Below are 21,560 nucleotides of genomic sequence, written 5' to 3' on the forward strand. Positions count from 1 at the left end.
TACAGGCGTACCTCCGACGCGACGACGTCCCGGCGAGCCTCGCTTCGTCGGCAGGCGGGTTGGCTAGGGTCGGCCGATGGCGACGATGTGGTCACGGATCCATGCCGAACTTGGCCTTTCCCCGCAGCCCTTGACCTACGCCATGGTGGAGCAGGCCATCGCACAAGGCGTTCGTGAAAACGAAGACCTGGACTGGAAGGGAGACCTGGCGTGGAGAAAGGATCTGCCTCCCGACGTCAAGGAGAAGAAGAAGCGAGAGTTTGCCAAAGACGTAGCGGCGATGGCCAACACCCGCGGCGGATTGATCGTCTATGGGGTCTCCGAGGAGAACGAGCTGCCGGTCAAGCTCGTGGGCGTGCCGAATGGCGAGAAGGACAGACAAGCCATGCGATCGTTCGCCAACAAGTACCTGCGCCCACTGGTGGACAGCCTGCTGATCGAGGCGCTCAACGGTGAGGACGACGGTCCTGGCCTGATCGTTGTATCCGTGCCTCCGAGTCCCGACGCACCACACGTGCTCGGTGAGAAGAGCGAGATGGGCATCCCGCACCGCAACGGATCGGACACGCTGTGGATGTCGGAGGGCCAGCTCGAACGCGCCTACCGTGATCGCTTCTCCCGACGGGCCGACGATCGGGCGGCGCTGAGCGCGTTGATCGATGGCTTGGTGCCCGAGATCGACTTCGAGAAGGGCATCTGGCTTGCTGTAGCAACGCGGCCTGTCGCGCCGTTGCCACTCCTGAGCCTGCGCCCGCAACGCGAACAGGTGCCCACCACTCTGCGGACCGGTCTGCGGTTGGCCTCTGAGGTGTTCGGACGGGAGCAAGGCAGGGTGCCGGTGCTCAACGAGCTGTTGTCGGGTGATGCGGTGAACAACGCGAAGCATGGTCTGCGACGCTGGGTCATCCGGTCGAATCATTACTCGACCGACGCCCAGGAACGAGTCAACTGGGCTTTGGTGGAACTTCATCACGACGGCTCCGTCGCTTTGGCGGTCGCGTTGGGAGCGTTCATGCGGGGTGCGGAAGTTGTTGGCACATCTCCGACTGCCATACAGGTGAACCTCAAGATCGTTGATGCTGTGATCGTGGAGGCAGTCACGCTGGCTGCGACCCATGCCCGAGGGCTTGGCGCCGTCGGCACGATCCTCGCCCGCGCAGCTTTGTTGACCGGTGAGGCGGCCGCCAGCGAACCGCTCGAGGCGATCGACAACCAGCTCATCGGCGGGATGAGCTCGCTTTACCAGCGGGTTCCTGGATCACGGGCAGTACGCAATCCGGTGGCGGTGGAGGCCGGGTTTTCCGCGGAGGACGATGCCTCTGCTCTGCGCGGTGTGGCTCGCCAGCTCGCTGATGATCTCAACCATCAGTTCGGGGCGAGCGGTTCGACCATTCCCGACTGAGGCTGATCCTGGAACCCCGGATCAAGTAGTCAAAGGTTGCTATGAAGATGGGGTCGTGCTGGTTCTGTTGTACCTGCACGCGGCGGTCGGAGAGACGCCGCCGAGCACTGTCGTACTTGGTGTCACCAAATAGCCGCTCATCCTGTTGGGACCGGGCGACGACCACAGGGAGAAGGCTATGGCTGGCGCCGGATACACAGCGATCGCTCTCACACCTCTGCCCCGAAAACCCACAGGCTCAGCGGTTACCGGAGCGTGGCGATACCTCGTCGGATGCCATAGCAGCGTCACCGGGCTGTTTGACGCCCTTGCAACCGTTCGCGCCACCAAGCAGGCCACGACAGGCCAAGACACACGCGGCCGACTCGCCAGTGACGAGGAAGACCTCCTCCGCGCGGCACTGGTCTTTACTTCCAGCGGTCTTGATGCCTGCTGCAAACGTCTCCTCCCGGACACACTGGAAAGCCTCATCGCGGGCAACGCCACTGCTGGCCGCAAGTTCCACGACTTCATCAAGCAGGAGCTCGCCACCGGTCCTTCCGATCCACTAGCCCAGGCGATCCTTGCGAGCGACCCGCGCAAGCAGATGATCAAGGCGTACATCGATGTCCGCACCAAGGCCAGCATGCAGGGCAGCGGCGACGTCAAGACTCGAGTGCGCGACACCCTGGGCATCTCGAACGCACAGCTCCCAGTTGCGCAGATCGAAACTCTGGACAAGTTCTTCGCTGCACGAAACGCGATCGTCCACAACCTGGATTACGAAGATCCATCGGCCCCAAACAGCAAAGCACGGTGGCGCCGGAAGATGGAGGAAGTCCGTGACGACTGCGACGCAGTGCTTGCCGTTGTAGCCACGATCATCCGGGCCGCAGCGACCAACCTGCGCGCATGCCCCTGACTGCAGGTGAGCCACGATGCTTTGATCGAGCCCTTGATGTCGGCGTGCAGCGGATTGAGGGGTCATCGAACCAAACTGACTGCCCTCAGGGAGCGCGAACGCCGTCACGCTTCGGCGCCGAGGGCTCGCCCTCAGCACACCGAGGGCGAGCACACTCGCCGACATCGAGCTGGCCGGTTCGTCAGGCCGACAGCTCGCCGGTTCCCTCGATCAAGCGGCGTGCGTCCTGCGTCTGCAGCAGCCGACACACGTGCGATGGGTACCAGTGGTCAGAGCCTGCCGGGGTGAGCTCGCCCCGGCTGTTGAGTATCCGCGCGATTTCGGTCGGACCTGCGCCACGAACCTTGAGGCTCACTACCAGGTGCAACACCGCGTCGGGACATTGCCTGCGGCGACCTAGGCGAAGCCCTTTCGCTCTTCTGGCCGCGAGAGCGGCAGAGATCCGGTCTCCTCGCGACTCGCCGATGGACTCACTCACCGACGTCACCGCCGTCCTCGGATGGATCCTGGGGCGGTCTTGCGCGCAGTGAGCGCAGCCAATCTCGTGAACGGAATGCCTTTGCAATCGCCGGTGTGGCTTTGAGGCCCGGGACTCCGTGCAGACGTGCGATCAGCAGGTTGAAGCGGAGCCAGCACACCCAGGCAAGCAGTGCGGTAGCGGCAGGCATGGCAAGGACGAGGATCATCAAGGTCAAAGTCATGTGCGATATCTCCAGTGAATGAGGCGTTGTCGGCTGCTTCAAGTCACTGGGGGGAACTGTGGCTGGCTTGCCACGCTCCAACCGGTTCCCGACCGGCCCCGCTTCCCTTTGGGCGGTGCTGCCTCTGGGGCAGGTGTTGCCTTGCGGTCAGTACACAACGCGTTGGGGGACGCGTCAGACCACTCATCAGTTCATGAGAACAGGATGCCAGAGCGCGGCCGCGTTCCGCTAAACATCGCGTTCCACCTCAAGCCAGGGCACGATCGCGGGGCGGCTACGAACCCAGCCGGACTGTCATGGGCCGTTCATGGTCGCGACCAGCCGCGTGAGTGTGGACAGGACCGCCCTCCGATTCACAGCTGGCACGACCAGCCCGCCACCGCGGACACGGCTACCCAAACACATCACCACGCTGCCAGCCTCCGCCGGAGAAGCCGAAGCTCAACAACCTGGTGCTCGTCTCCAGAACGGGCGCCTAGGCCGCCGTCTACACCGCTGTACACACCTTCGCCGCAACCTCGTCCCGAACGACTTCCACCAGTTCGCGAGCTCGGTCAGCTCCGATCTCCAGTTCGCGTCGAAGGGCATCCGCCGATATGGGCCGCCGATGCTGCGCCCAGTGCCGCGCGTCAGCTCGACGCGCTCGAGAGAGATCGCCATCTGTAGGCCCGGTACCTGGCTCGCGCTGGCCACCAGTCAGTCGCCGCTCGACAACGGGTGCGTCAGGTACCTCGATCCGGGCCAGCGCTTGAAGGACTTGTGGTCCGACTTCAGCCCAGCCGATCAACAGCATCGGACCTACCGCGTCGAACGCCGCTTTGCCATAGTTACCGGACAGGATCGGCTCGGCAATGTTCAGCGCCAGCGAGACCGCGCTGACAAACAGAGTGAACCTGCGCAGCGGCCGGAGATCCTTCACCGACGCACCGTGCAATGCGAGGTACCTCGTCGCCAGAAGCAGACCGAGGATCGACAAGTCGACGGCTGGCGCGATGAGCGGGGCCACCCACACCGGCACTCCAAGCCGCAGAGCGAGACTCAGAACGTTGCCGAATCCGAAGAGGAACGTCAGGCTCACGACCGCCGCGATGATCACCGTGACCGCACGAGACACGTCCTGCAGGGTCCCTGATTGCGAGCCCGAAACGGGCCCGAGACATCCCTGGAAGTTAGGCGGCCCGCTCGGCGCGGTGGGCCCAGGCGGTGGCCTCGTCGTAGGTGGTGCGGGAGGCGAGGCAGCCGTGGAGGATCCCGACGAGGCGATTGGCGACGTGTCGCAGGGCAGCGTTGTGCGGCACCCCGCGAGCGCGCTGGCGGTCGTAATAGGCCCGTGCGCCTGGTGAGCTCCGCAGGGCGCACATGGCCTGGCGCATCAGCGCGTCGATCAACCGCGTGTTACGAACGTGGCGGGCGTTGACCGTGCCCCTACGGCCAGACTCGATCGTGACCGGGCTGGTGCCGGCGTAGTTCTTCCGCGCTTTCGCTCCTGCATAGCGGGTGGGGTCGTCGCCGAACTCACCGAGCACCCTGCTGCTCACGATCTCACCCATGCCGGGCTGCGAGAGGTAGATTTCCGCGTCCGGATGCCGGCCGAGACGTTTCACCAACTCGGCCTCGACGAGGTCGATCTGCTCGACCAGCGCGGCGATCACGCCCGCCAAAGCTCGGACGGTGATCGCGTAGGCCCGCTGCAGAACGGCAGGTAACCGGAGCTGTTCGGAACTCAGACCGGTGTGGATCCGTTCGGCTCGCTCATGGACGAGCCGCTTCCTGCCCACCCGCTTCAGCACTGCCAGGATCTCCACCCGCGACAGCTTCGCCGCGGCATCGGGGTCCGGTACTCGCTTGAGGAGATCCAGCACCTCGGCCGCGGCCAGGTCTTCGCCGAACGCGGCCAGCGCGGCCGGGAAGAAGTCACGCAGCTGCGCCCTCAAGCGTGCGACCTGCCGTTGCCGCTCCCAGATCAACGTCTGGTGCGTGCGGGCGAGCAGCTTGATCGCCTCGGACAGGTCGCTGTCGCCCGCCACCTCGCGGAGCTGGTGGGAGTCCGTTCGCACCATGTCCGCCAGCGCGTGCGCGTCCGTGGCATCGCTCTTGGCTCCGGACAGCGCGAAGCGTTCCCGGAACCGAGCGGCCTGGCGCGGATTGACCGCGAACACCCGGTAGCCCGCAGCCACCAGTGCCGTCACCCACGGCCCGCGATCGGTCTCGATGCCGACCAGCACTTGATCCGGGCCGCCGCTGGCGTGATCTGCGATCAACGCGTGCAGCTGCTGGATGCCCTCGACGCCCTCAGGCAATCGTGTGCCACACAGCTTCTTGCCGTTCGTGTCCATGATCTCGATGTCGTGATGACCTTCAGCCCAGTCATCACCGACGAACAACACCTCACGTACCTCCACGCCTCGAACGACAGCGATCAGCGGGAGAACGCCGACAGGTTTTGGTGATGTGCTCACACCAGCGCCAGGCGGGCACGACATCCCTCAGCGGTCGCTCATCCCCAGCCACCGGCAAGCGCACGCGTCTCGGGAAGGATTCGCGAACCCGCTTCAACCCAGTGCTTACTCACCGGCAGCTGCTGCCGCGATCTTGGCGTACCTCGTCTGCGGCATGGGCTCGGCCAGCAGGAGCCGCGGACCGCTTCGCACGAGAAGGCAACTATTGCAACAGTATGGCAATAGTGCGGTGGTACCGGTTCAACCAGGAGGGCCGCTCCGACGTGGTGACCAACATGGCGTCAACGGCAACACCGTCCAGATCGAGAGAGCGCCCGGTGGAACAGGCACCGGTGGGCGTAGCACCAGGAGTGCATCGCGGGTGAAGTTCAGCGTCGTCCACATGCGCGAGGACGCAGAGCAGCCCGTTTACTACGGGGTATACCGCCACAGGGGCAATGGCCAGTCGGTACTTGGACCGAACTCCATCCGATAGCCCGCAGCCGCCTCCGTCCACACGCCGGCCTTCACAAGCTCCGCGACGAACGGGGTGACATCCTCGTCATCGCCGAGATCGGCAATAGCGCCCACCGGCACGAACCCCGGGCTGTGGTGCGGCGAGGTCCACGATCCCGCCCTGGCCCAGAAGCCGAAGGCCGCGAGGCTGAGCTTGGCGAACACCGGATGTTCCGCGATGTCGCTGTGGATCTCGAAACTCATCAGACGACGATAGGCCGCGCCCCACGGTCGCGCACGGCCGGCAAGGTCATCGAGCACCGAACCCGGCACGCCGCAATGACCAGGGACAGGCGATCGGACTTGCGATCGGCGCAAGTGTCGCCAGTCTGGTCGTGCACGAGAAGGGTTCCGGGTGGGGCAACCGGGATATCCCGGACTACAGCCGCCCCGTCCACACCGGAAACAACGGGAGGGAGACCAGCGAGGTGAGCGCTGACATCAACCTGTCCGACCAGGCGGGTCACCCGTGGTGAACTCCCCTTTGACCAATCCGACGCCCTCCGGCTCCTGGTTCGGAGTCCGGTCGGTGCTGGCGCTGGGTGCCCTCGCCCTGGTCGCGATTCCCTTCGGCCTGCTGCTGTTCTTCGTCCAGGACAAATGGCCACCGCTGCGGGAGATCGACGAGGGAGCCAGAGATGATCTGCACCGGTTCGCCCTGGCGCACAACTCCTTCACCACCGTGATGAAGGTGCTGAGCACAGTCGGGTCGGCACCCGTCTACTTCGCCGTGTTCACGGTAGTCACCGGCTGGTTGCTGTACCGGCGCCGTCCTCGGCTGGCCGCGTTCGCCGCCGTCACCGAAGCCGGCGGAGCCGTGCTCAACGAGATCGTCAAAACCGTCGTGCACCGCGCCCGTCCGGTGGTCGCCAACCCGCTGGCCCACGCGTCGGGCCTCAGTTTTCCCAGTGGCCACGCCCAGTCGGCCGTCGTCTCGTACTCATTGCTGCTCATACTTTTCTGGAGCAGCCTGAACCGCGTGCAGCGCTGGACCACAGCGACCTTCTCGATCGTCATGGTGATAGGAATCGGCACGTCCAGGGTGGCGCTGTCCGTCCACTACATCTCGGACGTCCTGGCGGGCTACGCGCTCGGTGCCGCCTGGGTCGTGGCCATGACCGCGGCGTTCAACTTCTGGCGCCCGCCCCGCAGCCCGCTGAAAGCGGCTAGTCCGGCATCTTCGCCTCGTTGACCAGCGCCACGGCGGCGAGCTGCGTCCCGACATCGAGCTTGGTGAGCACGGACCTGATCTGCGCGCGCACCGTGGCGAGCGAGATGCCGAACTCCTTGGCGACGGCCGCCGCCTGGACACCCGCGGCGAGCCGGTCGAGCACCTGACGTTCCCGCGTACTCAGTCTGCCGAGGCGTCTCTCCAGCTCTTCATGCCTGGCGTGCAGCTGCCGGTACAGCATGACGAGCTCCGAACGGGCGGCCGGGCTGAGCACCTCGCGGCCCGCCGCCGCGTCCACGGTGACGGCCAGCAGGTGTTCGAATGAGTCCGTCTTGCTCACCCAGCCGAGGGCGCCCTGTGCGACGGCCCTCGCGAGTGCGTAGCGGTCGCGGCTACCGGTCACGATCAGCACGGACCAGCCCATGGACCGCAACGGCCTGACGAGCTCTGCACCACTCTCGACGCCCTCACCCAGGTCCAGGTCGAGCAACGCGAGGCCGGGCTGGCATCCACGGACCTCGGCGAGGATGGCGGCGGTACGCGCGACTGGCACGTGGAACGCGTCGAACCCCTGGGAACGCAACGCCATCACCAAAGTGGTCCGGATCAGGGCGTGGTCGTCCACGACCAGCACAGTCCGGGCCGTCATCAGACCGCCTCGGCGGCCCTGCCGGAGGCACCGGGCAGGCGGAGGAGCGCCACACAACCCCGCCCGCTCTCATCCGAGCCGATCCCCAGCGTTCCGCCGTGCTCCGACAGGAGACGCGTGCACACCCGAAGCCCGATTCCCCGGCGGCCGTTCGGCGTGTAGCCGGGACCGTCGTCGGACACCTCGATCCACACGCCGTCGGGGCCGGAGCCTGCGAGGATCCGCACGAGCGAACCCGCGGCGTGCCGCTCGCAGTTGACCAACAGGTTCGTCACGACCTGCGCGAGCTCGGCCGCGGGCATCACCGTGCGCGCACCCTCAGCCACCCGCAGCTCGATGGTGGTCCCACGCGCCCGGTGCAACGCGACGAGCCGCGTGAGCAACGGCTCGAGGTGAACAACGCCGTCCTGCGACGCCGCGTGGCCTAGCAGGTACCGCACCCGTTCGAGCTCCGCGTGCACGGCCGAACCGAGCGGAGTGCGTTCCCCGAGGACGTGGCTGACCCCGGACAGACCGGTGACGAGGTTGCGGATCTCGTGGTCGCGCTCGGCGGCGTCGCTGGCCAGTTCGCGTGCCGTGCGTTCGGCGGCGGCGAGCCGTTCGGCGTGGTCTCGTGTCTCGGACATGGCTCGTAGCGCGGGGCGGGTGAGAGCGGCGAGAACCAGTAGCAGACCGAGCAGCCGAAGCGCGGCGAAGTCGAGGTCGGGTGCGCCGAGCTCCGGTCTCAGCGCGAGCTTGTCGACGTGGGCGAGGGCGACCACGGTCAGTCCGAAACCGACTCGCCACGTGACCGGCTGGTGACGCGTTCCACCCACCACGACGAACGCCGCGGCGGTGACGAACCAGCCGACGACCACGGCGATGGTGGCGAGCGTCGGCCCTTTCTCGTTGACGGGAAAAGGCACCACCTGCGCGACGACAGCGGCCACCAGAGTGACCAGCACGGCGAGAGCCACCGCCGTCGGCCACCGGATCCCTGCGTAGAGCTCCGGGCACAGCGCCCAGGTCATCAACGCCAGGAACAGGCTGCTGGCAACGAATCCGCTGATCGCGACGGTGAACCCGAACCTGTTCGGCAGCTCGAAGACACTCGCGGGAATCATGATCACGCCGTAGAAGGCGAGTGGTCCGGCCAGCCGCCGGTCGGCCTCGTCCACGGACCGCGGGATCATCCTGGCCACGATCGCCGCCGCGGTCGCGACACAGGCGGATGCCAGTGCCAGCAACGTGAACACGTCACCCGCCGCGGTCGGCCACAGGTGGTCGAGCCGGTCGCCCTGCCACCACAACAGTGCCAGGCAGATCGAGAACACAGCCGACTCGGCGTACACGGCGCGTGGTGGCGTGACCACCCAGCGGGCGCGCGGAAATACGGAGTGGTGCATGGCGGCGGTCCACACGTCGTAGTCGTCGTTCGCTTCGCGTTCATCCAATCGGCGCGCTCACCCAGAGTGTTACGTCCCAGGCAGAGCACTTGGTCCTAAACAGAATTGACGATGTGGCAAGGCCTGTGTGGACCGCACGCTACGTCCCGGCCGTTCACCGTCCGTTCACCATCTGGCCGGGATCGCAAGGGGTAGCTATGAACCAGGCATTCGACGTCAGCGTCGTGATTCCGACCCAAAACACTTCTCAGAACCTGAGCGAGGTCCTGAGACGTCTGGGGCACGTCATCGGAAAGTCCTCTGTGGAAATCGTGCTGGCCGGTCGCGCCGACATGACGACCGCGGTGCGCGCCGATGCCGAAGACGCCCCGTTACCAGTCCGTCAGGTGCACCCCGCGCCGGGTGAGGGTCATGGTGGCCCCGTCGGCGCCGTACTCGCCGGAATGCGCGCGGCACTTGGCCGGTGGATCGTCGTGATGGACGGCGACCTGCGGCACCCGCCTCAGCTCGCGACCTCGCTCGCCGAGGTCGGCCGGTCGAGGGACGTCGACCTCGTCATCGCCACCCGCGCACCGGCCGGCAACATCAAGAACGCCATCGCCAAGGCCGTGTTCCCTCGCAAGCTCGCGCAGCCGACGGATCCGACCAGCGGGTTCTTCGCGGTCCGCCGGGACGCCGTCGACCTGGACCGCTTGCGGCCCAACGGGTTCCGCGCGCTCATGGAGTTACTGATCCGCCACCCTCGGTTGCGCATGGCGGAGGTGCCGTACCACCGCGAAGCCCGGGAAACGGGTGCCCGCGCGGGCACCGTCCGCCGTGGCCTTTCCTTCGCCGGGCACCTGGCCCGCCTGCGCGGCTCGTTGCTCCTGCAGCAGACAGCCCGCTCGGCGGCGGCCTCACCGGGCGCGTGGGTCATGCGCGCCGTCGCGTTCGGACTCATCGGACTGTCCGGACTCGTGGTGAACACCGCCGTGCTGTGGCTGCTGCACCTGCAAGTGCTTCAGGTGCACTACCTGATCGCCGCCGTCGTGGCGACCGAGGCATCCACCTGCTGGCTCTTCGCGCTCACCGAACTCCTGTTGTACCGCAGGGACAAGCCAGGAACCACACGGTCACGCGGAGTCAGGTTCTTCCTGCTCAACCATGCGGCGTTGCTCCTGCGGCTGCCGCTGCTCGCCCTCCTGGTCGACGGCGCCCAGGTCGATGTTCTCCTGGCCAACGCGCTCACGCTGGGACTGCTGTTCCTGGTGCGTTTCGTCGTGGCGGACTCCGCGATCTACGGTCGCGGCGAGCCCGCGCCGGACACCGTCGACCAGCCCCGCGAACCCATACGTGTCGTCGTCAACATCCCATACGAGCCCGTACTGCCCCTTCAGCGGAAGAACGGCCACCGACCCGCTCCGCCACCGACCCGCTACCTGCCGTTCCGCTACGCCATCCCCGGTCTCGTCACGATCGGCTCGCAGGTACAGCTGCCAGAACTGGAGTACTTCCGCTCCCAGTGGCTCGGCCACGACACGGAGATCCAGATCCGGGTCGGCACGGTGGGTGACCGCAGACCACTGCCGCGCGCGGTGTTCACGCACCTCACCACGCCGCCCGCCATCGGCTACTGCGAACACCTCGGCAGGCTCGGCGCCAACTTCCGGGTCGGGCTTGGCGATCCCATCACCGTGGTCGTGTCCCAGACGCTCGCCCACTCGCCGCACGTCGTGTACACCAACATCCTCGAGGCGTTGCTGCGGTTCGTCGCCGTGTCCCGCGGGGTCATGCTGCTGCACTCGGCCTGCGTCGAACTGGACGGGGTCGGCGTCCTGATCTCGGCCAGGACCGACACCGGCAAGACGGGCACGGTGCTACGGCTCGTCCGCGAGCACAACGCCAAGTTCCTCTCCGACGACATGACGATCCTCTACCCGGACGGGCGAATCGGGTGCTTCCCCAAGCCGCTGACGATCAGTCACCACACGTTGCGTGCCGTGCGGTCGCACGAACTCAGCCCGAAGGAATGGCGCAGGCTGCGGCTGCAGAGCAGGTTGCATTCCAAGGGAGGCAGGGAGTTCGCGCTCATGCTGAGCCAGCTCAACCTGCCGATCATGGGTGTGAACGCGTTCACCCAGCGGGTGGTGCCGCCGCCCAAGTTCGCGGTCGACCGGTTGCTGCCGTGCGAGATCATCCCGGAGACGAAGGCGAGCGAGCTGTTCGTCATCGAACGCGGTGAGTTCGGGATGGGCGAGCTGTCCGAGACCGAGTCGATGGCGACGCTGCTCGCGAACACCGAGGACGCCTACCAATTCCCGCCGTTCCGGCAGCTCGCACCGTCGATCGTCATCGGCGAGGACGACCACCTGACGTTGCGCCGCAAGGAAAGAGCGATCCTCGAGTCCGCCATCGGCAGGCTGCGCGCCCGCTGGCTGTCCACTCCGGACTTCACGTGGGCCGACCTGATTCCGGAACTCGTCGACGCCGAAGCCACGACCGGAGGTTGGGTATGACGCTGTTCGCGTCACGGCAGGCGGTGGACGTCGAAGAAGAACCGACGGCCACCGTTGCCGTGCCGAAGAAGCGCTTCCAGCCACGTCCGGTCCACATGATGATCGCGATCCTGGCTGCGGGCACCTTGCTGCGAGTGTGGGCGCTCGGTGCGGTCGGCCTCAACAGTGACGAGGCCGTCTACGCCGGACAGGCCGCGAGCATCGCGGGCGACGACACGCTGTCGTCGTTGTTCCCGATCTTCCGCGCGCACCCGCTGCTGTTCCAGACTCTGCTGTCGGTCGGCTTTCTCGGTGGCGTGTCCGACCTCGGCGCACGGCTGCTCTCCGTCGCGTTCGGGCTCGGCACGATCGTCCTGGTCTACCTGCTCGGCAACCGGATGTACAGCCGGGAAGCAGGGCTCCTGGCCGCCTCGATCCTCGCCGTGATGCCCTACCACGTGATCGTGACGCGCCAGGTGCTGCTCGATGGGCCGCAGACGTTCTTCGCCGTGCTCACGTTCTACTGCGTGGCACGGTTCTGTCTCGACCGCGGCGGACGTTGGCTCTACTCGGCCGCCGCCGCGCTCGGGCTCGCCGTGCTGACCAAGGAGATCGCGGTCATCCTGCTGTTCGCCGTGGTCGCGTTCTTCCTGCTGCGCCACGACGTCCGGGTGCTACCGCGCACGGTGCTCATCAGCGTCGGCGTCATGCTGGTCGTCGTGGCGGCGTATCCGCTGTCGCTGCTGTTCTCCGGACGTACCGGCACGGGCCAGAACTATTTGGTGTGGCAGCTGTTCCGGCGCCCAAACCACAGTCTCGCGTTCTACGGCGTGGAGATTCCGGCCGCCGTCGGACCGGGCGTCCTGCTGCTCGCCGTCGCCGGGCTCTGGCTCCTGCGGCGCCAGAGCAGCTGGCGCGAGGTGCTGCTGCTGTGCTGGATCCTCCTGCCACTGGGATTCTTCGAGCTGTGGCCGGTGAAGGGGTACCAGTACCTGCTTCTCTTCGCACCGGCGCTCGCACTGCTGGCCGCGCGCGCCATCATGCAGATTTCCTTCCCATGGCGCCGCATGCGCGCACTGCTGATCGTGGCCCTGCTGCTGAGCCTGCTCGTGCCGAGCTGGCTCGGTGTCAACCCGGCACCCACGGCGACATACCTCGCGGGGTCGGGCGGAGTGCCCGCCGGACGCGAGGCCGGCCGGTGGATCAGGGCAAACCTCCCCCTCGGCAGCAACGTGATGACACTCGGACCGACGATGGCGAACCTGGTCCGGTTCTACGGCAACCGCAAGGCCTACGCGTTGTCTGTGAGCACCAATCCGTTGCGGCGCAACCCTTCCTATGAGCCGATCGACAACCCTGACCGACAGCTGCGTGAGGGCGCACTGTCCTATGTCGTCTGGGACGCGTACTCCGCGAGCCGCGCGCCGTTCTTCTCCGAGCAGCTGATGGGGTACGTCGAGAAGTACCACGGCGTCGCCCTGCACACCGAGACACTCGACCTCAGCGGCGTCAGCACGCCGGTGATCATCGTCTACGAGGTGCGGCCATGATCCGCTGTCTGCTGGTCGCCGGGCTGCTGTTGCTGGGGCAGCCCGGTACGGCGGTGGCCGGGCAACGGACCACCACCACACCGATCGAGCACTTCGTCGTGATGATGCAGTCGAACCACTCGTTCGACAGCTACTTCGGCACTTATCCCGGCGCCGACGGCATCCCCGCGGACGTCTGCATGCCGCACAGCACCGACAACCTGAGCGCCGACCGTTGTGTGAAACCGTTCCGGCTCGGCGACCAGTCGCCGTCCGATCTCGACCACCGGCCCGCGACGCAACGCGCGCAGTACAACGGCGGCAAGATGAACGGTTTCGTCGAGGCCTTCCGCAAGAACGGCCGCGACGGCACGAACACGATGGGCTACTACGACGGCGCCGACCTGCCGTACTACTGGAACATCGCGGACAGGTTCACCCTGTTCGACAAGTTCTTCAGCTCGGCGCTGGCCGGCAGCAGGCTCAACCACTTCTACTGGGTGGCCGGCGTGCCGACCCCCACCGGCGGCGAGCAGGTGCCGCCCGGCGGTTACGGCGACATCCCGACGATCTTCGACCGGCTGCAGGCGCAGGGGCTGCCGTGGAAGTTCTACATAGAGCACTACGACCCGAAGGGCGCCGGCGAGGCGACCAAGGTGCCCTTGCTGAACTTCCAGCGATTCAGGGACAACCCGGAGCTGGCGAGCAGGATCGTCGACCTGAGCGAGTACTACCGCGACCTCGCCGCGGGCACGCTGCCCGCGGTCGCGTACGTCGTGTCGTCCGGGTCGAGCGAGAATCCGCCGAGCCGCATCCAGGCAGGTCAGAGCCTGGTTCGCACCATGACCTCCGAGCTGGCACGCAGCCGTTACTGGTCGAACTCGGCGTTCCTGCTCACCTATGACGGGTGGGGCGGCTTCTACGACCACGTGGCGCCGCCCAAGGTCGACGAGCACGGCTACGGGTTCCGCGTGCCCGCGCTGCTGATGAGCGCCTATTCGCGGCGCGGCCACATCGACCACACCCAGGCCGACTACACGTCTGTGCTGAAGTTCGTGGAGGACAATTGGAAACTCGCTCCGCTGGGAACCCGTGACGCCGCGTCGGCGAACTTGTTCAGCGCCTTCGACTTCGCCTCACCACCCCGCCCGCCGGAACTGGTCGACACCGCCCAGCAGCCGGCCGTGTCCACCGGCAGAGCCCGGCTCGTCATCTACCTCGCCTACGCCTTCGCCCTGCTGGCGGCCGCCGCGTGTGTCGTCATCCCCGTCGCACTCAGGAGGCGGAACCGATGAGAACCCTCCTCGCCGCACTGACCGTCCTCGTGATGCTGCCCGTGCCCGCGCACGCGGCGCCGACCGAGCGGACGTTGGAGATCATCACGGTGCCGCCGATGCCGTCCGCCCGGTTCGTGCTCGACGGTCAGCAGGTCGTACCCGACGTGAAGGGCGCGGTGCGGCTCACGCTGCCCCGCAACAACGACGCGCACCGCCTGGAGCTCACCACACCGAAGCTCGACCTCGCCGACGGGTCGATCGACTTCGTCCGCTGGTTCGGCCAGGGCGAGCGCGACCTGGGCTTCGCCCCGGTGCTGACCGATCTGGCGATGAAGCACAACCGGCGGTTGCAGGTCGCGTTCCAGTCCACGAGACGGGTGCGGTACGAGTTCGTCGACCAGGCGCACAACCCGGTCTCGCCAGCGCGGGTCAGCGCGCTCACCCTGCGCAGCGACTCCGGTCAGACGCACACGTTGCGCGGTGTGCAGGAGGTACCGCTGACGGCGGTCCGGCCGGTTCAGGAAGGTACGGCCGCGGTCGGCAAGGAGGTCACGTACTACCTGCAGAGCGTCGAGATCGACGGCGCGAACGTGGTCAACGCGGGCGAACAGCGAATCGTGCCGGCCCGCACGACCACGGCGACGTTCGTCGTGTTGCTGCGTTCGGTGCGGTTCCAGGTCAAGGACCTGTTGTTCGGCAACGCCATGAACGCCGAGGTGGCACTCACCTACCCGGACGGCCGGACGGAGAACCTGGCCGTCGGCCAGGACGGCTCGGTGGCCGTGGACAACCTGGCGCGCGGGAACTACAACGTCGCGGTCTCGGCGGCGGGCTACACCGGGTCGCAGCAGATCACGCTGTCCCGCGGCCAGCACGTGGACCTGCGCATCCTGTCCTATGTGGACATGGTCGTCATCGTGGTGCTGGCGCTGCTGGTGTTCGCCGGCCTCTTCCTGCTGGGCAGACGCCGCATGCGCACACGCCGGGCCGAGGAGGGCTGATGCGGCTGTTCGCGGTCATCCTCGTGCTGCTCTTCCTGACGCCGGTCTCCGCCGTGGCCCAACCGGCGCAACCGGTGTTCGCCTACTACTACATCTGGTTCGACAAGACCTCCTGGGATCGCGCGAAGTCCGACTACCCCGCGCTCGGCCGCTACACCAGTGACGACTCCCGCATCATGCGCGAGCACATCCGGCAGGCCAGGAGCGCGGGCATCACGGGCTTCATCGTGAGCTGGAAGTCCAGTCCTGCCAACGACCGCCGGTTGCAGACCCTGGCCACTGTTGCTCGGGCGGAGGACTTCCGGCTCGCGATCATCTACGAGGCGCTGGACTTCCAGCGCAACCCGCTCACGATCGACCACGTGGCCGATGACCTCCGGCTGTTCCGCGACCGCTACGGCACGGACCCGGTGTTCTCGACGTTCGGCAAACCGGTGGTGATCTGGTCCGGCAGCTGGAAGTTCGCGGCCGACGACATCGCCCGTGCGAGCGCGCCGGTACGGGACAAGCTGCTGGTGCTCGGCTCGGAGAAGAGCGTCGAGGACTACGAGCGCGTGGCGAACGTCGTCGACGGCAACGCCTACTACTGGTCGTCGATGGACCCGCAGCGCGACACCAGCGCCGCGGCGAAGCTCGCGGCGATGAGCGATGCCGTGCACAGGCACCACGGTCTGTGGTTCGCGCCGTTCGCACCGGGTTTCGACGCCAGGATGATCGGCGGAACCCGCGTGGTGGACCGCAGTGACGGCGACACGTTGCGCCGCCAGTACGACAACGCCGTGAAGTCGTCGCCCGACGCGCTCGGCCTGATCAGTTGGAACGAGTTCAGCGAGAACTCGCACGTCGAGCCGAGCGTCAACTACGGCGACAGGTACCTCGCGGTGCTGCACGATCTGATCTCGGCGCCCGTGCCGGAACTCGGTCCCCTCGCCGACGACTCGAGCTCCGCCGAGTCCGCGGCCGGTCTGCCCGGCCCGTTCGTCATCGTCGGAGGACTGCTCGGACTGGTGATGGTGCTGCTGCTCTGGCGCCGCGGCGGACGGGCCGCGATCGTGACGCTGGGCGGCATGCTGACCGCCTCGTGCATGGCCGGCGTGCTCGCGGCGGACTCCCCCGGCACGTCCCAGTCGTCCACCGTGCACAACGACACTCAGCCAGGACACCAGACGCAGTACTACCTCGGCGCGAAACCGGTGCGGTCGGACGCGTCGATCACGATCGCGGCGGCGGGCGACATCGCGTGCCCGCCGGACCCCGAGGGGTTCAGCGACGAGGAGGCCGACCAGCCGCGGCCGTGCCAGGAGAGAGCAACCGCCGACCTGGTCGCCGCGATGACGCCCGACGCGGTGCTTCCCCTGGGGGACAACCAGTACCCGAACGGCAGTCTCGCCCGCTACCAGCAGGGGTATGACAAGACATGGGGCCGTTTCAAGGACATCTCGTACCCCGTCGTCGGCAACCACGAGTACGGCACTTCCGGCGCGAAGGGGTACTTCGACTATTTCGGCGCGGCGGCGGGTGACCGTGAGGCCGGCTACTACAGCTACGACCTCGCAGGCTGGCACCTGATCGCATTGAACTCGGAGTGTGAGCGGATCGGCGGCTGTGGCGGCGGTTCACCCCAGGAGCAGTGGCTGCGCGCGGACCTCGCCGCACATCCCGCGAAGTGCACCCTGGCGTACTTCCACCAGCCGCGGTGGTCGTCCGGCACGCACGGCAGCAACCCGAACTACGACGCCTTCTGGCGCGCCATGTACGAAGCGGGCGTCGACGTCGTGCTGACGGGCCACGACCACGACTACGAACGGTTCGCACCGCTGCGGCCGGACGGGTCCGTCGACGCGGCGGGTGGTGTTCGCCAGTTCGTCGTCGGTACCGGCGGCGACAGCCACTACAGGATCCGGACCCTCGCCCAGGGCAGTGAGAGCCGGATCGAGGGCGTGTACGGAGTGCTCGGCATGACGTTGCGCCCGGACGGGTACGACTGGCGGTTCGCCGCGGAACCCGGTGCCCAGGCAGGAGATTCCGGCACAGGAAGGTGTTCGGTGAAATGAGCATTCGAACAGCAGTCACGATCACCGCCGTCGCCGCCATGTGCTGTGGATCGGCCGCCTCGGCTCTACCGCAGGCACCAGCACCGACGGCAGCACAACAACACGTCAGCCCTGGTGAGAACCCGCTGGTGCAGCGGTGGTTCAAGAACAGGGAGAAGCGGCAGATCGAGCTGAACGACGCGCTGCAGGCGGCACGGAACCTCACAGCTCCGTCCCGCGCCGTGTGTGCCCGCCTCACGGTCGCCACGTGGCAGATCGGGTTCGGCTCCCGCGTGCCGGAGGTGAAGCTCCAGGCCCCGGTGGACGCGGGCCTGTCCGAGTTCGTGCGGGCGGCGCAGGCGTGTGTGGCCGGTGACCTCGCGACGATGCGGCAACGGATGGACGAGGGCGCGGCGTTGCGTTCCGCCGCACTGGACCACATCGACGAGATCCTGGACAACGAGGAGTGACGGCGATGAAACGACTTCCTCTGCTGGCCGTGCCGATCCTCGGGCTCGCGGTGCTCGCGGCACCCGTGGCTGCCGCGAGTACGACGCTGCAACCGGTCGCCGACTCCTACGTCCAGGCGGACCAGCCCGCGGTGAACTTCGGTGCGGCAACAGGCATTCGGGTCGACGGATCCCCCGTGACGAACGGCTACCTGCGCTTCAACGTCTCCGGCCTCACCACCGCACCCAGCAAGGCAACGGTGCGTGTGTGGGTAAACGCCACCGGAAGTTCTACCGCCGTCACACTGTCAGCCGTCGCTGACAACACGTGGACCGAGAGCGGCATCAACTACACCAACGCACCTGCCATCGGCGCCGCCCTAGGCTCGAACGCGGTCACCGTCGGTACCTGGCTCTCTTACGACGTCACCGCCAGAGTCACCGCCAACGGGTCGTACTCGTTCGCACTGACCACGACCAGCACCGCCTCGCGGACCTTCGACAGCCGCGAAGGAACCAACAAACCCCAGCTCGTGCTCGAGGACGCGGGGCCACCCCCACCGCCACCACCGGCCGGCCCGGCCGACACCTACGTGCAGGCCGATCAGCCGACCGCGAACTTCGGCACGTCGACCACGTTGCGGGTCGACGGATCACCCGTCACCAACGCCTACCTGAGGTTCAACGTCACCGGCCTCACCGCGCCACCTGCCAAGGCGACACTGCGGGTGTTCAGCCAGACGTCCGGCTCCACGCCCGTGCTGCTGTCCGCGGTCGCCGACACCACCTGGTCCGAAACCGGTGTCACATACAACAACGCGCCGCCCATCGGCGCCCAGCTCGGTTCTTCCGGGGCGCTGACCGCGGGCACGTGGGTCTCCTACGACGTCACGTCCAAGGTCACCGCCAACGGCTTGTACTCGTTCGCGCTGACCACGGCCAGCACGTCGTCGCGGTCGTTCGACAGCCGCGAGGGCACGAACAAGCCGGAGATCGTGTTCGAGGCGGGGCCGCCTCCGCCACCGCCGGGCTCGCCGGTCGTCGTCGTCGCCGGTGACGCCGCCTGCGCGCCCGATGACGCCAACTTCAACGGGGGCAACGGAACCGCGACCGCGTGCCGCATGAAGGCGGTCTCCGACATCGCGCTGGGAATCTCGCCGGCCGCGGTGTTCATGCTCGGCGACGAGCAGTACAACAGCGGGTCACTGGCGAACTTCAACGCGAGCTACGACCCGTCGTGGGGACGTCTGAAGACGATCACACGCCCGGTCGTGGGCAACCACGAGTACGGCACGAGCGGCGCCGGCGGTTACTTCACCTACTTCGGCAACGCCGCCACACCACTGCAACCGGGCTGCACGAAGAACTGCGACGGCTGGTACAGCTTCAACATCGGCGAGTGGCATGTCGTCGTGCTCAACTCCGAGTGCACCCGCATCAGCGGCGGCAGCGGTTGCGCGGCCGGCTCACCGCAGCAGCAGTGGCTCGCGGCCGACCTGGCGGCGAACCCGAAGCTCTGCACCGCGGCGATGTTCCATCGCCCGCGCTGGAGCTCGAACAGCTTCGCGTTCCCGGACACCGCGCCGTTGGTCGACACGATGTACGCGGCCGGGGTCGACCTCCTGCTGACCGGCCACGCCCACAGCTACGAGCGGTTCGCGCCGCAGAACCCGTCCGGCGCACTCGACAACGCGAACGGCATCCAGGAGATCATCGTGGGCACCGGCGGGTCGTTCTTCACCGGCTTCGGCACGATCGAGCCCAACAGCCAGACGCACAAGAGCAACATCTTCGGTGTCATGAAGCTGACCATGCGTCCCACCGGCTACGACTGGACGTTCGTGGCCGACCCCACCACCCCGTTCACCGACTCCGGATCAAGGACCTGCCACTAGGGAGGTACGGGAACGGAGCGCTGTGCGAGGTGTGAACGAACGCAAGAAGCAACGCACGCGGCAGCGAATAGCGGCGGCGGCCGTCCGGCTGTTCTCCGAGCACGGGTTCGAGTACGTCACCGTCGCCCGGATCGCGGCCGCCGCCGAGGTGTCGAACAAGACCGTCTACAACTACTTCCCCACCAAGGCACATCTCGTCTTCGACGAACACGAGACCGCGCTCGAGAGCCTGGTCGCGGCCATCCGCGACCGGGCCCCCGGCACAACAGCGCTGACCGCTGTCCGCCGGATGCGGGCGGAGCATCATCCGGCCGGTGTGCTCGACCGCATCGTGGCGGACAGCGACACGTTGCGGAACCATCTGCGTGCAATGCTGGCGCGCTACGAGCAGGCGCTGGCCGACGTGCTGGCCGCGCAGACCTGTGCTCCGGCCGGATCCGCCGAACCGTTCGTCGCGGCGGTCGCGCTGATCGGGGCGCTGCGGGCAGGCTTCGGCACCGCCGGGATGGACGATGCGCTGAACCTGCTCGAACGCGGCTTGGCCGACTACGCGGTCAAAGGTCGCCCGCCGCACAAGTCAGCGCACCCGAGTCGACCAACCGGTTGATCACTTCAGCTGTCCGACCACAACCTGTTCGTCACCAGCAGCACGCAGAATGCCCAGCTGACCCCGGCGCAGTAGCCGCCGTGACGAGCGTGGAGGCGAGACCGAACAGCACCGCCGAGGACGCCGCGGCGAAGTCCACCAGCGGCAGGTTCGTCACCGTGGAGGCAGGCGCGTTGGTGGCGGAGAGCAGCACGAACGCCGCCGTGCCCGCCGCGACTACCAGGGCCGCCCGCCGGGCCTTGCCCCGTCACGAACGCCGTGACGACCAGGCTCAGTACACCGATGGGCCGCACCACCGTGACGGGGGCGAGCGTGAGCGCCAAGACGTGCAGGCCGGCGCCGGTCGCCGCGAGAGCGCCACCGGCGAGCCAGCGAGGGTCGAGCACTACCCGCGAGGCCCTGGTCGTGCGCACGGTTCGGTGTTGCAAGTGGACAGTGGCGGCGAAGCAACATGCTGCCACGACTGCGAGAGCTATCGCGAGGAAGGTCATGCGAGCCTCCGGCGGGGTGCGTGCGCGATCACCAGCAACAGGCCGATCTGCGCCGCCAGCGCGACGCGTTCGAGCAGGCCGCGCACGTAGGTCAGCGGTGTCCAGGAGAACTGAGCGAGTCCGAAGAGGACGGACGCCGCCACCGCTGTCGCCGTCCAGGTGCCGATCTGCGTGGCGTCGAGAGCACAGGCGACCTGCCAGCCGGCCAGCGGCAGGCACACCAGTGCCAGTCCCCCGCCGATGCGGGGCAGTTCGCCCGCGAACGTGGTGTCGGTGCTCGTGCGGTTGGTCGGGAATATCACGCACAGCGCGAGGCCCGCCTGCCACAACCGCAGTGCGGCGCCCACCGGCAGCCCTGCGAACGCGGTCGTGCCACCGAGCACGAGCAACGCGACCGACACCGCGTAGAACGTGGCGGTCGGCCCGGCCAGCCCGTAGTCGCTGATCACGTTCGCGATCGGGTCGAGCGGTGCGGCCGCTCCCAGACCGAGCACGATCGCCGCGGCCCCGGCCAGGGCGGCGGACGGCAGGAGGGCGAGCTTCATGGCACGAAAGTGCCTGCGCCGGATGAGAGAACGATGAAGATCCACCCGCTGTTTCGATGAGAACACCCCGGCTTGACAAACACCGCCCGTCGTCTT

18 protein-coding genes are annotated in these 21,560 nt (G+C 67.2%); 11 read left to right on the plus strand and 7 right to left on the minus strand.

Features of this window, described 5'->3' with window-relative positions:
- Nucleotides 1-76 precede the first annotated feature (76 nt).
- Together ACWEIJ_RS43970 and ACWEIJ_RS43975 are read left to right on the plus strand one after the other, a co-directional pair.
- Nucleotides 77-1,402 (plus strand): AlbA family DNA-binding domain-containing protein, encoded by a 1,326-nt coding sequence (locus ACWEIJ_RS43970; RefSeq protein WP_449843240.1) that lies wholly within the window; start codon nt 77-79, stop codon nt 1,400-1,402.
- A 178-nt stretch (nt 1,403-1,580) separates the two neighbouring features.
- The gene (locus ACWEIJ_RS43975; RefSeq protein ID WP_449843241.1) at nt 1,581-2,303 is read left to right on the plus strand and encodes a hypothetical protein; all 723 of its coding nucleotides are present in this window, start codon (nt 1,581-1,583) and stop codon (nt 2,301-2,303) included.
- 1,188 nt (nt 2,304-3,491) lie between these two features.
- Here ACWEIJ_RS43975 and ACWEIJ_RS43980 read toward each other — a convergent pair.
- From ACWEIJ_RS43980 to ACWEIJ_RS43990, 3 genes are all read right to left on the minus strand, one after another.
- Entirely contained in the window at nt 3,492-4,118 is a 627-nt protein-coding gene (locus ACWEIJ_RS43980) for a hypothetical protein (RefSeq protein WP_449843242.1), read from the minus strand.
- Nucleotides 4,119-4,173: 55 nt separating this feature from the next.
- A complete protein-coding gene (locus ACWEIJ_RS43985) occupies nt 4,174-5,391 on the minus strand; it encodes an IS110 family transposase (RefSeq protein ID WP_449843289.1) in 1,218 nt (405 codons plus the stop codon).
- Between the two features lie 483 nt (nt 5,392-5,874).
- Nucleotides 5,875-6,162 carry a hypothetical protein gene (locus tag ACWEIJ_RS43990; protein WP_449843243.1) on the minus strand — a complete coding sequence of 96 codons (288 nt, stop codon included), beginning with the start codon at nt 6,160-6,162 and terminating at the stop codon, nt 5,875-5,877.
- A gap of 280 nt (nt 6,163-6,442) precedes the next feature.
- On the opposite strand from ACWEIJ_RS43990, the gene ACWEIJ_RS43995 reads away from it, so the two are divergent.
- On the plus strand, nt 6,443-7,150 hold the full coding sequence (locus ACWEIJ_RS43995) for a phosphatase PAP2 family protein (RefSeq protein ID WP_449843244.1): 708 nt from the start codon (nt 6,443-6,445) through the stop codon (nt 7,148-7,150).
- Here the strand turns inward: ACWEIJ_RS43995 and ACWEIJ_RS44000 are convergent.
- Nucleotides 7,125-7,778: a response regulator gene (locus ACWEIJ_RS44000; RefSeq protein ID WP_449843245.1), complete on the minus strand. Its 654-nt coding sequence runs from the start codon at nt 7,776-7,778 to the stop codon at nt 7,125-7,127. The genes ACWEIJ_RS43995 and ACWEIJ_RS44000 overlap by 26 nt on opposite strands.
- Nucleotides 7,778-9,211: a sensor histidine kinase gene (locus tag ACWEIJ_RS44005; RefSeq protein ID WP_449843246.1), complete on the minus strand. Its 1,434-nt coding sequence runs from the start codon at nt 9,209-9,211 to the stop codon at nt 7,778-7,780. The genes ACWEIJ_RS44000 and ACWEIJ_RS44005 overlap by 1 nt, the downstream gene beginning before the upstream one ends.
- A 149-nt stretch (nt 9,212-9,360) precedes the next feature.
- Here ACWEIJ_RS44005 and ACWEIJ_RS44010 point away from each other — a divergent pair, with 149 nt between their 5' ends.
- From ACWEIJ_RS44010 to ACWEIJ_RS44045, 8 genes are read left to right on the plus strand one after another with little or no spacing between them, the layout of a single operon-like run.
- On the plus strand, nt 9,361-11,658 hold the full coding sequence (locus ACWEIJ_RS44010) for a GtrA family protein (protein ID WP_449843247.1): 2,298 nt from the start codon (nt 9,361-9,363) through the stop codon (nt 11,656-11,658).
- Nucleotides 11,655-13,187: an ArnT family glycosyltransferase gene (locus tag ACWEIJ_RS44015; RefSeq protein ID WP_449843248.1), complete on the plus strand. Its 1,533-nt coding sequence runs from the start codon at nt 11,655-11,657 to the stop codon at nt 13,185-13,187. The genes ACWEIJ_RS44010 and ACWEIJ_RS44015 overlap by 4 nt, the downstream gene beginning before the upstream one ends.
- Entirely contained in the window at nt 13,184-14,461 is a 1,278-nt protein-coding gene (locus ACWEIJ_RS44020; protein WP_449843249.1) for an alkaline phosphatase family protein, read from the plus strand. The genes ACWEIJ_RS44015 and ACWEIJ_RS44020 overlap by 4 nt, the downstream gene beginning before the upstream one ends.
- A complete protein-coding gene (locus ACWEIJ_RS44025; protein WP_449843250.1) occupies nt 14,458-15,444 on the plus strand; it encodes a hypothetical protein in 987 nt (328 codons plus the stop codon). Before ACWEIJ_RS44020 ends, ACWEIJ_RS44025 begins: the two co-directional genes overlap by 4 nt.
- A complete protein-coding gene (locus ACWEIJ_RS44030; protein ID WP_449843251.1) occupies nt 15,444-17,498 on the plus strand; it encodes an endo-1,3-alpha-glucanase family glycosylhydrolase in 2,055 nt (684 codons plus the stop codon). Before ACWEIJ_RS44025 ends, ACWEIJ_RS44030 begins: the two co-directional genes overlap by 1 nt.
- Nucleotides 17,495-17,947 carry a hypothetical protein gene (locus tag ACWEIJ_RS44035; protein WP_449843252.1) on the plus strand — a complete coding sequence of 151 codons (453 nt, stop codon included), beginning with the start codon at nt 17,495-17,497 and terminating at the stop codon, nt 17,945-17,947. The genes ACWEIJ_RS44030 and ACWEIJ_RS44035 overlap by 4 nt, the downstream gene beginning before the upstream one ends.
- A gap of 5 nt (nt 17,948-17,952) precedes the next feature.
- Nucleotides 17,953-19,821 (plus strand): CBM96 family carbohydrate-binding protein, encoded by a 1,869-nt coding sequence (locus ACWEIJ_RS44040; RefSeq protein ID WP_449843253.1) that lies wholly within the window; start codon nt 17,953-17,955, stop codon nt 19,819-19,821.
- Nucleotides 19,822-19,852: 31 nt separating this feature from the next.
- A complete protein-coding gene (locus tag ACWEIJ_RS44045; protein WP_449843254.1) occupies nt 19,853-20,428 on the plus strand; it encodes a TetR/AcrR family transcriptional regulator in 576 nt (191 codons plus the stop codon).
- Between the two features lie 31 nt (nt 20,429-20,459).
- On the opposite strand, the gene ACWEIJ_RS44050 is transcribed toward ACWEIJ_RS44045, so the two are convergent.
- The gene (locus ACWEIJ_RS44050) at nt 20,460-20,621 is read right to left on the minus strand and encodes a hypothetical protein (protein WP_449843255.1); all 162 of its coding nucleotides are present in this window, start codon (nt 20,619-20,621) and stop codon (nt 20,460-20,462) included.
- A gap of 294 nt (nt 20,622-20,915) precedes the next feature.
- Entirely contained in the window at nt 20,916-21,464 is a 549-nt protein-coding gene (locus ACWEIJ_RS44055) for a DUF998 domain-containing protein (protein WP_449843256.1), read from the minus strand.
- Nucleotides 21,465-21,560 lie beyond the last annotated feature (96 nt).

It is taken from the genome of Lentzea sp. NPDC004789 (assembly GCF_053601075.1).

Bases quoted from the DNA above. Each gene is read 5' to 3' on its own strand.
- ACWEIJ_RS43970 (WP_449843240.1), top strand. From the start codon at position 77: ATGGCGACGATGTGGTCACGGATCCATGCCGAACTTGGCCTTTCCCCG.
- ACWEIJ_RS43975 (WP_449843241.1), top strand. From the start codon at position 1,581: ATGGCTGGCGCCGGATACACAGCGATCGCTCTCACACCTCTGCCCCGA.
- ACWEIJ_RS43990 (WP_449843243.1), bottom strand. From the start codon at position 6,162: ATGAGTTTCGAGATCCACAGCGACATCGCGGAACATCCGGTGTTCGCC.
- ACWEIJ_RS44000 (WP_449843245.1), bottom strand. From the start codon at position 7,778: ATGACGGCCCGGACTGTGCTGGTCGTGGACGACCACGCCCTGATCCGG.
- ACWEIJ_RS44010 (WP_449843247.1), top strand. From the start codon at position 9,361: ATGAACCAGGCATTCGACGTCAGCGTCGTGATTCCGACCCAAAACACT.
- ACWEIJ_RS44015 (WP_449843248.1), top strand. From the start codon at position 11,655: ATGACGCTGTTCGCGTCACGGCAGGCGGTGGACGTCGAAGAAGAACCG.
- ACWEIJ_RS44020 (WP_449843249.1), top strand. From the start codon at position 13,184: ATGATCCGCTGTCTGCTGGTCGCCGGGCTGCTGTTGCTGGGGCAGCCC.
- ACWEIJ_RS44025 (WP_449843250.1), top strand. From the start codon at position 14,458: ATGAGAACCCTCCTCGCCGCACTGACCGTCCTCGTGATGCTGCCCGTG.
- ACWEIJ_RS44030 (WP_449843251.1), top strand. From the start codon at position 15,444: ATGCGGCTGTTCGCGGTCATCCTCGTGCTGCTCTTCCTGACGCCGGTC.
- ACWEIJ_RS44035 (WP_449843252.1), top strand. From the start codon at position 17,495: ATGAGCATTCGAACAGCAGTCACGATCACCGCCGTCGCCGCCATGTGC.
- ACWEIJ_RS44040 (WP_449843253.1), top strand. From the start codon at position 17,953: ATGAAACGACTTCCTCTGCTGGCCGTGCCGATCCTCGGGCTCGCGGTG.
- ACWEIJ_RS44055 (WP_449843256.1), bottom strand. From the start codon at position 21,464: ATGAAGCTCGCCCTCCTGCCGTCCGCCGCCCTGGCCGGGGCCGCGGCG.